At 69.8% G+C, this 13,331-nt stretch carries 12 protein-coding genes and 1 pseudogene; 7 read left to right on the plus strand and 6 right to left on the minus strand.

The genetic code is table 11. The annotated features are described in order from the left end of the window. Positions 1-216: 216 nt before the first annotated feature. On the plus strand, positions 217-699 hold the full coding sequence (locus tag QUE33_RS14915; protein ID WP_286301044.1) for an FBP domain-containing protein: 483 nt from the start codon (positions 217-219) through the stop codon (positions 697-699). A gap of 108 nt (positions 700-807) precedes the next feature. Here QUE33_RS14915 and QUE33_RS14920 read toward each other — a convergent pair whose 3' ends face one another. The 4 genes and pseudogenes from QUE33_RS14920 to kynA all read right to left on the minus strand — a co-directional run bounded on the left by QUE33_RS14920 (position 808) and on the right by kynA (position 4,730). Next, complete coding sequence (locus tag QUE33_RS14920) at positions 808-1,605, minus strand: PaaX family transcriptional regulator (protein WP_286301045.1); 798 nt, start codon at positions 1,603-1,605, stop codon at positions 808-810. 159 nt (positions 1,606-1,764) lie between these two features. Next, positions 1,765-3,038, minus strand: a pseudogene (locus QUE33_RS14925) (kynureninase). Position 3,039: 1 nt separating this feature from the next. Continuing rightward, positions 3,040-3,861: an amidohydrolase family protein gene (locus QUE33_RS14930; RefSeq protein ID WP_286301047.1), complete on the minus strand. Its 822-nt coding sequence runs from the start codon at positions 3,859-3,861 to the stop codon at positions 3,040-3,042. Between the two features lie 14 nt (positions 3,862-3,875). After that, positions 3,876-4,730: a tryptophan 2,3-dioxygenase gene (gene kynA, locus QUE33_RS14935; RefSeq protein WP_286301048.1), complete on the minus strand. Its 855-nt coding sequence runs from the start codon at positions 4,728-4,730 to the stop codon at positions 3,876-3,878. A gap of 125 nt (positions 4,731-4,855) precedes the next feature. Here kynA and QUE33_RS14940 point away from each other — a divergent pair, with 125 nt between their 5' ends. Genes QUE33_RS14940 through QUE33_RS14965 form a run of 6 tightly spaced genes read left to right on the plus strand, consistent with a single transcriptional unit; the run spans position 4,856 to position 11,284 of the window. Next, a complete protein-coding gene (locus QUE33_RS14940; RefSeq protein WP_286301050.1) occupies positions 4,856-7,201 on the plus strand; it encodes a carbon starvation CstA family protein in 2,346 nt (781 codons plus the stop codon). Then, positions 7,201-7,449, plus strand: coding sequence for a YbdD/YjiX family protein (locus tag QUE33_RS14945; protein ID WP_378761006.1), 249 nt, complete (start codon positions 7,201-7,203; stop codon positions 7,447-7,449). The genes QUE33_RS14940 and QUE33_RS14945 overlap by 1 nt, the downstream gene beginning before the upstream one ends. 40 nt (positions 7,450-7,489) lie before the next feature. Further along, positions 7,490-8,677 (plus strand): sensor histidine kinase, encoded by a 1,188-nt coding sequence (locus QUE33_RS14950; RefSeq protein ID WP_286301051.1) that lies wholly within the window; start codon positions 7,490-7,492, stop codon positions 8,675-8,677. Further along, a complete protein-coding gene (locus QUE33_RS14955) occupies positions 8,674-9,402 on the plus strand; it encodes a LytR/AlgR family response regulator transcription factor (RefSeq protein WP_286301053.1) in 729 nt (242 codons plus the stop codon). Before QUE33_RS14950 ends, QUE33_RS14955 begins: the two co-directional genes overlap by 4 nt. After that, positions 9,399-9,803 carry a heavy metal transporter gene (locus QUE33_RS14960; protein ID WP_286301054.1) on the plus strand — a complete coding sequence of 135 codons (405 nt, stop codon included), beginning with the start codon at positions 9,399-9,401 and terminating at the stop codon, positions 9,801-9,803. The genes QUE33_RS14955 and QUE33_RS14960 overlap by 4 nt, the downstream gene beginning before the upstream one ends. Next, positions 9,800-11,284, plus strand: a complete 1,485-nt coding sequence (locus QUE33_RS14965; RefSeq protein WP_286301057.1) for a sodium/solute symporter — start codon at positions 9,800-9,802, stop codon at positions 11,282-11,284. Before QUE33_RS14960 ends, QUE33_RS14965 begins: the two co-directional genes overlap by 4 nt. Positions 11,285-11,307: 23 nt before the next feature. Here QUE33_RS14965 and QUE33_RS14970 read toward each other — a convergent pair whose 3' ends face one another. Both QUE33_RS14970 and QUE33_RS14975 read right to left on the minus strand, forming a co-directional pair. Continuing rightward, positions 11,308-11,874 carry a cysteine hydrolase family protein gene (locus QUE33_RS14970; RefSeq protein ID WP_286301058.1) on the minus strand — a complete coding sequence of 189 codons (567 nt, stop codon included), beginning with the start codon at positions 11,872-11,874 and terminating at the stop codon, positions 11,308-11,310. Next, a complete protein-coding gene (locus QUE33_RS14975; protein ID WP_286301060.1) occupies positions 11,871-13,322 on the minus strand; it encodes a purine-cytosine permease family protein in 1,452 nt (483 codons plus the stop codon). The genes QUE33_RS14970 and QUE33_RS14975 overlap by 4 nt, the downstream gene beginning before the upstream one ends. Between the last annotated feature and the right edge of the window lie 9 nt (positions 13,323-13,331).

Below are 13,331 nucleotides of genomic sequence, written 5' to 3' on the forward strand. Positions count from 1 at the left end.
GGAGTACACTGGCGACGTGCTGTTCGCAATTTCTGTATCAGCAGAGTGCGCCCGTGTGGCGCGAGAGGTGATCGTCGGCGCGTCACGCGCCGACGGCAGAGGCTGAGAGCGATCCGGCGGCGGAACCCCCGTCACCGGAGAAACGTCGTACCCGGTTTCCGGGCTCCACTCTCTCCTTCCGCCGTCATCGGCGGTCCTGAAACAGAAAGCACTTCCATGCGTCCCATCGACGAGCGCGCCATCCGCGCCTCCTTCCGCAACGCCTCCCGCAAAGAGGTCTCATCCCTCACCCTGCCCGCCGACTTTGCCGAGCTCGACTTCGAGAACCTCGACTACCTCGGCTGGTTCGACCCGAAGATGCCCCGCCGGGCATATGTCGTCGCCGAGGTCGACGACGGCCTCGTCGGTGTGCTGCTGCAGCGCACCGAGCAGCGCACCGCCAGGCGGGCGCAGTGCGCCTGGTGCGACGATGTCACCCTGCGCAACGACGTGCAGTTCTTCTCGGCGCGCAAAGCCGGCGCGGCGGGCCGCAAGGGCGACACGATCGGCACGCTGATCTGCGAGAACTTCGGCTGCTCCGCGAACGTCCGCAAGCTCCCGCCGCTGGCCTACGAGGGCTACGACCGGGAACTCGCCCGCGACCTGCGGATGCTGCGTCTGCAGGAGCACGTGGCGTCGTTCCTGGGCGAGATCGGCTGACCTGCTCCCGCCCCACCCCTGCTCAGACTGTTCCCGTCGCACTTTCCGTCGCCCTCCGTGTAGGTCGGGCGGCAGAAAGTGCGACGGGGGCGATCAGTGGGTGGGTGGTCAGGCGCCCGGGGTGGCAGTCGTGCGAACGTGCTCCCATGCCGGTTCGGTGAGGGTCGCCGACAGTCGCTGGAACGTCTCGACGCTGCGGGCGCCGGGCCAGTCGGCGGGCAGCAGCTCGTGCGGAAGCCCGGGATCGATGTAGGGCAGCACCCGCCAGCTGTCGATCAGGCGCACGTATGCGGCGAACGGCATGGACGGGTCGAGTCCGTCGACGGATGCGAGGAATCGCTCGTGCTCGGCGCGCAGAGCGCCCAGATCCCACCACCTCGCGACGGCATCGGCGAGTGGCTCAGCGGGCCGGGGGTCGGAGGTGCGGAACAGCGTCGCGGATCCGCGTGCGCCGAGCTCTTCGAGAAGCTCCTCGACCTCGGCATCCAGATGCCCCGGAAGGATCCACAGTCCCGCCGACACCGCGCCGGCGCCGAGGAACTGCAGCCGGCGTCGCAGCTGGTGCCGCAGGTCGCGTCGGGTCTCCGGGATGGTCGCTGACACCAGCATCCACTCGTCACCGGGGTGCATGGTGCGCACGGCGAAGATGCGACGATCGCCGCGTTCGAGCATCCCGATCGCGGCCGGATTCAGGATGTACCCGCGATCATCGGCGAGCAGCAGTCCGCGCTGCTTGAGCCGGGTGATCGCGGTGCGTGCGCGGTCGGCCGGGATGCCGAGGTCGCCGGCGAGCCGCACCAGTGCGCTCGACGAGATCCGCTCGCCGAGCGGTCGCAGGTACAGCCCGATCACCGTCCGCAGCAGCGAGGTGGCGCTGCCCGGACGCGCATCGATGTCATCGAGCACCACCCGACGATTCCCCCTTCGCCGAGACCCCTCCTGATCGTCGATACCCCTCCTGATTCGCGCGATTCAGGAGGGGTCTCGGCGGCAGTGAGGGGTTTCGGCGGAGAGTTGCGGGGGTGGGGGCGGGAGCGGACACGGGGGTCGGCGAAGATGCGGGAGTCATGCCAGTGCGTCGCGGACGGCGTGGATGCCGTGCAGCGTCTCCTCGTGCGAGGTGCTCAGCGGCGACAGGCCCAGACGGATGCCGTCGGGGAAGCGGAAGTCGGGGATGACCCCGTCGGCCCACAGTCGCTGCGTGACCTCTTGGAACGAGTCGTGCCCGATCGTGATGTGCCCGCCGCGATGCGCAGCGTCCCGCGTCGACAGCAGTCGCACGCCCAGCGGGGCGAGCAGCGCGTCGTAGGCGCGCACCGCGAAGTCGGTCAGCGAGATCGACTTCGCGCGCACCGCGGTGATCCCCTCTGCGGCGATGATGTCCAGCATCCCCTGCATCGCGAGCATCGACATCACCGGCGGGGTGCCGCTGAGCAGCTGACGGATGCCGGCGACCGGCGCATACTCCGGGCCCATCGCGAAGATGTCAGCCGCACCCCACCAACCGTGGATGGGCTGCATGACGGCGCCGTGGTGCTCGGTGCGCAGGTACGCGAAGGCGGGGAGCCCGGGCCGCCGTTGAGGTACTTGTAGGTGCACCCCACGGCGATGTCGACGCCCCACTCGTCCAGCTGCATCGGCACGACGCCGACCGAGTGGCACAGGTCCCACATCATCAGCGCACCCGCGTCCTGCACGACGCGGGTGATGGCCGGCATGTCGGCCAGCGCGCCGGAACGGTAGTCGACGTGGCTGAGCACGACCAGCGCTGTACGCTGCGAGACGACAGCCGCGACATCGTCGACGGTGACGCCGGTGACGGCATCCGGCTGCACCCAGCGCAGCGTGGCACCGGCCTCCTTCGCGACACCCGCGGCGATGAACCGGTCGGTGGGGAAGTTGCCCGCCTCGATGACGATCTCGTCTCGTCCCGGTCGTGCGGTGACAGCGGCCCGCATCAGCTTGTACAGCAGCACGCTGGTGGAGTCGGCGACGACGGTCTGCCCGGCGGCGGCGCCCAGCGCGACCTCGGCGATGCGGTCGCCGAGCATCATCGGCAGCTCCATCCACTGCTCGTCCCACGAGCGGATCAGCCGGGTGCCCCAGTCGTCGCGGATGAACGCGCCGACCTTCTCGGGCAGGTCACGCAGCGGGCGCCCGAGCGAGTTGCCGTCGAGGTAGGCGGTCACGCCGGGGGCGTCGGCGAAGGAGTTCAAGTGGTGCGCCAGCGGGTCGGCGGCATCCAGTCGGCGGGCCTCGCTGAGCAGGTCGGGTGAGTCGATGCCGGCGATGCGGCGGTGCTCGTCCTCAAGGGATTCGGGTGAGGATGCTTCGGTCATGTCAGGCCTCCAGATCAGCGGGGGTGAGCGGGCGGGCGAGCGAAGGGTCGCCGACGGGAAGGAAGAGCGCCGGGGCGCCAACGGGCGCGAGTGCGTGCAGCAGACGGATGCCGTCGACGCCGGCTTCGCGGAGGGCATCGATCTCGGCCGTGTTCAGGTCGACGGGGGTGCGGCCGTTGCCCATGTCGGTGCCGTAGAGCACGACCCCGCCGGCGTCGGCGAAGCGGCGGACGTTGTCGATCGCGATCGCGCGGTGTGCGTCGTCGTGGATCGCGAGCGTCGAGACCCATTCCACGGATGCCGCCTGCTCGGCGATCTCGTCGTCGCTGAGCCGCTCGCTGAACGGCGCGTGCGCCAGCCTGCTCGCCCCCAGTCGCGCCGCGCGCTGTGCCTGCCCGGCGCCTTCGGCGTGCGCCACGACGGGCAGGCCATGGACGGATGCCGCGGCGACCACCGCACCGAAGCTCTCATCGTCCAGCACGGGACCTGCCTCGCTGTGCGCGACGATCTTGATGCAGCACGCTCCGGTCTCGGCGACCTCAGCCACGATGGCGGCCGCACTCGCAGCATCCGGAATCTCCCGAATGGAGCCCTCCGGCGCCCACGCGCGATCGGACGGGTACCCGCCCGGCGCCGTGAGGAACGGGCCCGCGTACTCGACGACCGGACCTGCCAGGGATCGGAGCACCGCCGGGTTCCCGCCGAGGTCGACCACGCGGCCGAGCCGCGAGCCGGACAGCAGGGTGTGATCGACCAGCTGCAGGTGCACGTGGTGGTCGGTGAAGCGGCCGGTGACGATGCCGCCGTCGACGTGCCGGATCATCCGCTGCCGACTCCTCATCGTCCGATCTCGGTACGCACGCTGTAGAGCTCGGGGAAGAAGGTCAGGTCCAGCGCGCGCCGCAGGAAGTCCACGCCGGTCGAACCGCCGGTCCCGCGCTTCATGCCGATCGTGCGGGTGACGGTGCGCAGGTGGCGGAAGCGCCAGAACTGGAAGTTGTCCTCCACGTCGACGAGCTCCTCGCACGCCTCGTACAGATCCCAGTGCTCGTGCGGGTGCTCGTAGATCTCGCGGATCGCCTCGACCAGTTCGGCGCTCTCCCGGTACGGCTGGCGCACGTCGCGTTCGAGCACCTCGGCGGGGATGGGCAGGCCGCGGCGGGCGGCCAGCCGCAGGAACTCGTCGTACAGGGTGGGGCGCTCCCACTCGCGGGTGAGCATGGCCAGGTTCTCGGGGTGGTCGCGGAAGACGCTCAGCATCCGCTCGTTCTTGTTGCCCAGCGCGAACTCGACGCAACGGTACTGCACCGACTGGAAGCCGGAGGAGCTTCCCAGGTCGTCGCGGAACTCGGCGTACTCGGTGGGGGTCAGCGTCGCGAGCACCGACCACTGCTGGGTGAGCACCTCCTGGATGTGCTTGACACGTGCGATGTGCTTGAGCGCTGCGCGGAGGTCGTCGCCGGCGAGGCGATCGCGGGCGGTGCCCAGTTCGTGGACGACGAGCTTGAGCCACAGCTCGGTGGTCTGGTGCTGGATGATGAACAGCATCTCGTCATGATGCTGCGGCTGCGAGACCGGATGCTGGGCGCTGAGCAGGCGATCCAGATCGAGGTACGAGCCGTAGGTCATCCGATCCTTGAGATCGGTGACGATGCCGTCTTCGAGTGCGCGCTCATTCGCTTCGGTGCCCATGCGCCGACGGTATCACTATCGTGTCGAGCGTCACAATATTGAAATCACCCAGCAGTCTCAGCAGTCGGCCCGCCGCTCGTCGCGGCGGCACCGCCGTTCGTCGCACAGTCGAACCCGCATGGCGGATGCGCCCCCGCATCCGTCACGCACTCTCTAGCCTGGCGACACGCAATGCCGCGTGTGAAGGAGAAACCCATGACAGCTGTCTCCCCGGAGGAGAGGGCGCCGACGGCACCCTCGAACAGGATCCCGCCCTGCCGCCGGTCGCCGTATCCGAAGCCGATCACGAACGGGAGTCCCGCTGGACCCTGCCGAAGATCCTGCTCTGGGCGGCGATCGCCCTGCTCGGCGGCGTCGCCTGGACGATGCTCGCGATCGTACGAGGCGAGACCGTCAACGCGATCTGGTTCGTGTTCGCCGCGGTCTGCACCTATCTGATCGGCTACCGGTTCTACGCGAAGGTCATCGAGAAGTACCTCCTGCGTCCGGATGACCGCCGCGCGACCCCGGCCGAGGTCCTTGAGGACGGCAAGGACTTCGTGCCGACCGATCGTCGTGTGCTGTACGGGCACCACTTCGCCGCCATCGCCGGCGCCGGCCCGCTGGTGGGTCCGGTGCTCGCCGCGCAGATGGGGTTCCTGCCGGGAACCATCTGGATCATCGTCGGCGTCGTGCTCGCCGGCGCTGTGCAGGACTACACGGTGCTGTTCTTCTCGATGCGCCGCGGCGGGCGCTCGATCGGTCAGATGGCCCGCGACGTGCTCGGGAAGTTCGGCGGCACGGCCGCCATCATCGCCTCGCTGCTGATCATGGTCATCATCATCGCCATCCTCGCGCTCGTCGTGGTCAATGCGCTGGGCGAGAGCCCCTGGGGTGTCTTCAGCGTCGGGATGACGCTGCCCATCGCCCTGTTCATGGGCGTCTACCTGCGCTACCTTCGCCCCGGCAGGGTCACCGAGGTCTCCCTGATCGGATTCGTGCTGCTGATCGCCGCGATCATCGGCGGCGGCGCGGTCGCCGGCACCGAGTGGGGCCAGGCCGTCTTCACCCTCGACCGCACCACGATCGCCTGGGGCATCATCGTCTACGGTTTCATCGCCGCGATCCTCCCCGTCTGGCTGCTGCTGGCGCCGCGCGACTACCTGTCCACCTTCATGAAGGTGGGCGTGATCGTCATGCTCGCCGGTGCCATCGTGCTCGTGCGTCCCGAGATCTCGGTGCCCGCGTTCACCGAGTTCGCCGAGACCGGCCTCGGTCCGGTGTTCTCCGGCGCGCTGTTCCCGTTCCTGTTCGTGACGATCGCGTGCGGTGCCCTCTCCGGGTTCCACGCGCTGATCTCCTCGGGCACCACGCCGAAGCTCATCGAGAAGGAGCGCCAGACCCGGTTCATCGGCTACGGCGGAATGCTGATGGAGTCGTTCGTCGCCATCATGGCGCTGGTCGCGGCGATCTCCATCGACCAGGGCATCTACTTCGCGATGAACGCACCGGCTGCTCTCACCGGCGGCACCGTCGAGAACGCGGCCGCGTTCGTGAACTCGCTCGGACTGACCGGCGTGAACGTCACTCCGGATGTGCTCAGCTCCACGGCGTCGGCGGTGGGCGAGGAGAGCATCGTCTCGCGCACCGGCGGCGCGCCGACCCTGGCGCTCGGCCTCGCGCACATCATGCACCAGCTCATCGGCGGCCCCGCCATCATGGGCTTCTGGTACCACTTCGCGATCATGTTCGAGGCGCTGTTCATCCTCACCGCCGTGGACGCCGGCACCCGCGTGGCGCGCTTCATGCTGCAGGACACCATCGGCGCCTTCCTGCCGCGCTTCCGCGACGTCAGCTGGCGACCGGGCGTGTGGATCTGCACGGCGATCATGGTCGCCGGCTGGGGTTACATCCTCATCCTCGGTGTCACCGACCCGCTGGGCGGCATCAACACCTTCTTCCCGCTGTTCGGAATCGCCAATCAGCTGCTGGCCGGCATCGCCCTGGCCGTGGTGTTCGCCATCGTCGCCAAGCGCGGGAAATCCTACGTGCGCTGGCTGTGGATCATCGCGCTGCCGCTCGCCTTCACTGCGGTGATCACGATCACGGCATCGCTGTACAAGATCTTCTCGCCGGTGCCGGGCATCGGGTACTGGGCGAACAACGCCAAGTACCGTGCCGCGCAGGTGGCGGGAGACGGCAGCCTGGGCAGCCCCGAGGTGGTCGAGGCGGTCATCCGCAACACGGCGGTGCAGGGCACGCTGTCGATCATCTTCGTGGTGCTCACGGCGATCGTGATGGTGATCGCCGTCGTGGTCGGCATCAAGGCGATCCGCTCCGGCGTCGTCGACGACAGCGGCGAGGAGCCCGCTGTGCCGTCGCGCCGGTTCGCCCCCGCGGGGCTGATCCCCACGCGCGCCGAACGCGAGCTGGAGAGCCGCTGGCAGGAGCACGAGCTCACGCAGCCCCGCCGAGGACCGTCGAGGCACTGATGGCCCCTCTCGCAAGGGCCGCCGACCCCGGCACCCGCTCCGCATCCGTCGCCGTGTGGCGGCGGATGCGGAGCGCCGCCACCGCGGTCCGCTGGTACGTGACGACGCTGATGGGCGACCGCGACTACGAGGTGTACGTCGCGCATCAGCGTGCGCACCACCCCGATGCGCCCATTCCGACCGAGCGGCAGTTCTGGCGCGACCGGATGGCGGAGCAGGACCGCAACCCGGGCGCCCGCTGCTGTTGAGCGCCCGTTCGAGGCCGACAGGCCACCGTATGCTGAGCGCATGACCGATCAGACGGTGCTCGCCGGCGCGATCGGCGTCGCTGTGGGAGTGCTGCTCGCCCTCGCCCTCATCCTCATCCGGCGGCTGGCCCGCGGCTCCCGCGACCTGGGTGGTGAGGTGGAGCGCGCCACCTCCCGCACCCTGCACGTCGCCGGCCTCGCCGCCGCCGAACTGCGGGGCGCGTCCGGGCCCGATCTGCCGCGAGCGGCTCGACACCTGCGGACGCTGCTCGGCGCGCAGGCCGTGGCCATCGTGCTGGCCGACGGCGAGGTCGCCACCGATGGGCCCGTGACGGGACTGGAGACCTCGGCGCGACGCATCGCCGAGCGCGTGCGCGAGACGGGGCGCCGGCAGGTGTTCCCACGGCGCGACGCCCGCGACGGCACGCAGTACGAGGCCGTCGGCGCGCCGATCCTCGTCGAAGGGCAGGTGCGCGGGGTGCTCATCGCCTTCGCCGACGCCGTGCGCGGCCCGCTGGTGCGGGCGACCGGCGAGGTGGCGGAGTGGTGCGCATCGCAGATCGTGCTCGCCGATCTGGAGGTGTCGCGCGCCAGTCTCGCGGAAGCCGAGCTGCGGGCCCTGCGCGCGCAGATCAGCCCGCACTTCATCTACAACTCGCTGGCGGCGATCGCCTCGTTCATCACCACCGACCCCGAGCGCGCGCGCACCCTGGTGCTGGACTTCGCGGACTTCACCCGCTACTCGTTCCGGCAGAAGGGCGAGTTCACGACCCTCGCGCAGGAGCTGGTCAGCATCCGTCACTACCTCGAGCTCGAGCGCGCGCGGTTCGGGGAGCGGCTGGACGTGCGCCTGCGGATCGCCCCCGAGACGCTCTCGACGGTGATCCCCTTCCTGTCGGTGCAGCCGCTGGTGGAGAACGCCGTCCGGCACGGTCTCGAACCGCTCGCGGACGGTGGGCGGATCGTGATCGCGGCGGCCGACGAGATGACGCACACCGAGATCTCGGTGGAGGACGACGGCGCGGGCATGGATCCCGACGTGGTGCAGCGGGCGCTGTCCGGTCCGGTTCTGAGCACGCACGTGGGGCTGCGCAACGTCGACACCCGGCTGCGCCGGCTGTACGGGCGAGCCGGAGGATTGGTCGTGGAGACGAACATCGGCGCCGGTACCATGGTCCGGATGCGGATACCGAAGTCGCAGCCGCTGCACGAGACGGAAGCGCCATGATCCTCGATGTGCTGATCGCGGACGACGAGCCGCCTGCGCTGGCGGAGCTGGCCGGTTTCCTGCAGTCGGATGCCAGGATCGGCGCGATCCACCAGGCGGCCAGCGGCGCCGACGCCCTGCGGCTGCTGTCGACGGCCGCCGTGGATGCCGTGTTCCTGGACATCCACATGCCCGGCATCAGCGGGTTCGACCTGGCTCGGGCGCTGGAGCGGTTCGCACAGCGCCCCGCCGTCGTCTTCGTCACCGCCGACGAGGCCGGTGCGCTGGAGGCCTTCGAGGTTCGCGCGGTCGACTACGTTCTCAAGCCCATCCGTCCCGAGCGGCTGCGCCGTGCGATCGACCGGGTGCTGGCTGAGCGCCGGGGGATGGAGGCCGGCGACGAGGAGGATGCCGAGACCATACCGGTACCCGTCGGCCAGACCGTGCGCCTGGTGCGACGCGGCGACGTGCGCTGGGTCAAGGCGGAGGGCGACTACTCCCGGATGTGGACCGCATCCGGGGACAGCCATCTCGTGCGGATGCCGATCTCAGAGCTCGAGGAGCGCTGGGCTGCGGCGGGGTTCGTGCGCATCCACCGCTCCTACCTCGTACACATCGACGCCGTCACCGAGGTGCGATTGAGCGGGTCGACGCCCGCGGTGGTGCTGGCCGAGGTGGAGCTGCCGGTCAGCCGACGGCTCATCCCCGCCGTGCGCAGCCGCCTGGTGCGGACGGACCGGAGATGAGCTCTTCGGCCGGCGATCGCCCTGCCCGCGTGCGGGTCACGGCCGATCAGACCTTGACCGCCGCCGAGAGTGCAGCGACGTCGGGAATCGCCCTGCCCGGAGCACCGGTGCACGAAGCCGACACCGTGTTCCTGAACGGGCTGATCCGCGCGCAGCTGCGATTGGCGGTCGGATGCCTGGGCGGCTTCCTGCTGGTCTCGCTCGTCCTCACCCTCATGATCTTCGTCATCGCCCGCACCGCCGACCCCCTCCTCATCGGCGTGCCGCTGTCGTGGCTGCTGCAGGCGTACGGCTACTACCCCGTCGTGCTCGTCTTCGCGATCCTGTACGCACGCGGCGCGACGCGCAACGAGCGGCGCTATCGAGCGCTCGCCGACGATGAGCGCGAGACGATCCTGTGAACGCGGCGCTGGATCTGACCGCCATCGCGCTGGTGGTCGTCGCGACCGTGGTGCTCGGCGTGATGGGCGTGCGCCTCAGCCGCACCACCGGCGACTTCTTCGTCGCCTCCCGCAGCGTGCGCTCGGTGTGGAACGCGTCGGCGATCAGCGGCGAGTACCTCTCCGCCGGCACCTTCCTCGGTCTGTCCGGCCTGGTGCTGCTGGTCGGCGCGGACGGCTTCTGGTTCCCGATCGGCTACGCGGCGGGGTACCTGCTGCTCCTGCTGTTCGTCGCGGCGCCGCTGCGGCGCAGCGGCGCGTACACGCTCCCCGATTTCATCGAGGCGCGGCTGGAATCCGGTGCCGCCAGGCGGATCTCCAGCCTGCTCGTGCTCGTGATCGGCTGGCTGTACATCGTGCCGCAGCTGCACGGTGCCTCGCTCACGCTGCGCGTCGTCGCGGATCTTCCGCCGTGGGTGGGAGCCGTGGTGGTGGTCGCCGTGGTGACGGGAATCGTCGCGGCCGGAGGTATGCGGGCGATCACCGTCGTGCAGGCGATGCAGTACTGGCTGAAGCTGACCGCTCTGCTGGTGCCTGCGGTGGTGCTGCTGATCGTGCTGTCCGGGCGGGAGCCGTCGCTGGAGCCGGCGCTCGCGTTTCCGGTCGAGGTGGGGCCGTCGGCGACGGATGCCTACTCGACGGCGTCGCTGATGATCGCCCTGCTGCTGGGGACGATCGGTCTGCCGCACGTGCTGGTGCGTTTCTACACGAGTCCGGACGGAGGCTCGGCGCGGCGGACGACCGTCCTGGTGGTGGCGATGATCGGGGCGTTCTACGCGGTGTCGGGGACTCTGGGCCTGATCGCCCGCGTCGCAGCTCCCGACCTCGCTCAGCCCGGTCTGGCCGACACCGTCGTGCTGGCGCTGCCGTCGCGCGTGCTGCCCGGCCCCATCGGGACGGCGCTCACCGCACTCGTGGTCGCGGGCGCGTTCGCGGCGTTCCTGTCGACCTCCTCCGGGCTGGTCGTGTCGCTGGCGGGGGTGATCAGCCAGGACGTCTTCGACGGCTCGGTGCGCTCGTTCCGGCTCTCGGCGGTGCTGTGCGCGACCGTGCCGCTGGCGATCGCCCTGCTCACGGGGCCGGAGGCTCTGGTGTCCAGCGTCGGCACGGTGTTCCTGGTCGCGGCGACCAGCCTCACCCCGGTCATCCTGCTCGGCGTGTGGTGGCGTGGCCTCACCGCCCGCGGTGCGGCGACGGGGATGCTGGTCGGTGCACTCACCTGCGGGATCTCGCTGCTGGTCTCGATGCTGTGGGGTGCGGATGCCGGGTTCGCCGGGGTGCTGCTGGCCCAGCCTGCGGCCTGGGCGATCCCGCTGACCACTGCTGTGGTGATCGTCGTCTCGCGGCTGGATCGGCATCGCGCTCCGACGAGGGCCGATCGCTATCTGGCGCGGCTGCACCTTCCCGAGCACCGGCAGCCCGATTCGACGCCTGAACGCTGAGCGACGCGATCCGGCGCCGGCCCTCAGGGGGCGATGCCGGCGGAGGCGAGCACGGCGGCGGTGTCGGCCAGTGTGATCTGCGGCGGGTACAGCCCCATGACGTGCAGCGCCGCCGCATGATTCTCTGCGGTGGAGCCCGCGCAGGCGTCGGTCGCGATGGTGAGCCGGGCACCGGCATCCGCGCCGGCCAGCGCCGTCGACAGCACGCAGCAGTCGGTCGAGACCCCGGTGAGCACGACGTGCCCGCCGCGCCCGACGATCGCCTCCAGCCCCGCGCCCCACTTGCCGAAGGTCGGCAGATCCAGCGTCGGATGCGGGGAGAGCGACGCGGCCTCGGGAACCAGGTCGAACAGCGGATCGGATGCCGGCTGGTCGGCGAACGGCCACGCCGCGAAGTACTCGCCCCACGACGTGGAGCGGTCGGCCGTCGGCATCCAGCGCGTCACCAGCACGCGCTCGCCGAAGGCGTCGGCGAGAAGGCGGATGTTCGTCATCGCCTCGTCGAAGAACGGCGAGCCCCACTCGGAGTCGGGCGAGGCGAAGATGTTCTGCGGGTCGATGACGACCAGCCAGGCCCCGTGCCGGTTCACACCTGCTCCTGGCGGCGGATCCTCCCGGCCCGTGCGAACCAGGTGACCAGGAACGACAGCACCAGGGCGAAGAAGACGCCGAGGTTCGCGCCCGCCCACACGCTGTCGTCGCCACCGACCAGGAACAGCAGATAGCCCTGCCAGTTGTTCCACGCGGCTTCAGCGGCGAACAGGTTCACGACGAAGCCCCAGCCGATGACCGAGGCGACGACCATCGTGACGATCGCGGTCCAGTCCCAGGCGCCGTAGCGGCCCTTCGGATCGAACAGGGCCAGCTCGTCGTAGTCCCGCTTGCGGCGCAGGATATCGGCGATGAGGATGCCGGCCCAGGCGGCCAGCGGCACACCGAGCGTGATCAGGAACGACTGGAACGGCCCGAGGAAGTCCTCGGCGAAGAAGACGACCCAGATCGTGCCGAGGGTCAGGATGAGCCCGTCGATCGCCGCGGCCGAGGGACGGGGGATGCGGATGCCCAGGCTCAGCAGTGTGAGGCCCGAGGAGTAGATGCCGAGCACGGCGCCCGAGACCAGCGCCAGCACGGCCGTGAGCAGGAACGGCACGAGCACCCAGATCGGCAGGATCGCAGCCAGGGCACCGATCGGATCGGCGCCGACGGCATCCATCAGCTTCTGGTCGGAGCCGGCGAGCAGCACACCGAAGACCACGAGGATCGCCGGGGCGATCGCGCCACCGAAGGTGTTCCAGAAGACGATCGCGCCGTCGCTCGCGGTGCGCTTCTGGTAGCGCGACCAGTCGGCGGCGATGTTGATCCAGCCCAGGCCGAACCCCGTCATCACCATCACCAGCGCGCCGATCACCTGACCGATGTTGCCGTCGGGGTGGGCGAGCACGGCGGCGAAGTCGATGTGCGGCACCGCCAGGATCACGTACAGGATGGTCACCGCACCGGTGATCCAGGTGAGCACCGACTGCATCTTCATGATCGTGTGGTAGCCGAGCACGGATGCCGCCACGATGAGCGCCGCGACGATCAGCGTCGCGATGATCCGCAGGGCGATGCTGTCACCGTCGCCGCCGAGCCGCGTGATCACGGTGGCGGTGGCGAGCACGGCCATGATCGCCAGGAACGTCTCCCAGCCGATCGAGGTGAGCCACGAGACGATGCCGGGCACCTTCTGACCGTGCACGCCGAACGCCGCACGGGAGAGCACCATGGTCGGCGTCGAGCCGCGTTTGCCCGCGATGGCGATCAGCCCGCACAGGAAGAACGACACGACGATGCCGATCACCGATACGACGGTCGCCTGCCAGAACGAGATGCCGAAGCCCAGCACGAACGAGCCGTAGCTCATGCCGAACACCGACACGTTCGCGGCGAACCACGGCCAGAACAGGTCGCGGGGTTTGGCGGTGCGATCGGACTCGGGGATGATCTCGATGCCGGTGCGCTCGATCAGCGCGGGCGCTGAGGGGATGTTCTCGGACATGCCCTCATC

This window comes from Microbacterium suwonense (assembly GCF_030296555.1).
GTDB classification, from domain to species: domain Bacteria; phylum Actinomycetota; class Actinomycetes; order Actinomycetales; family Microbacteriaceae; genus Microbacterium; species Microbacterium suwonense.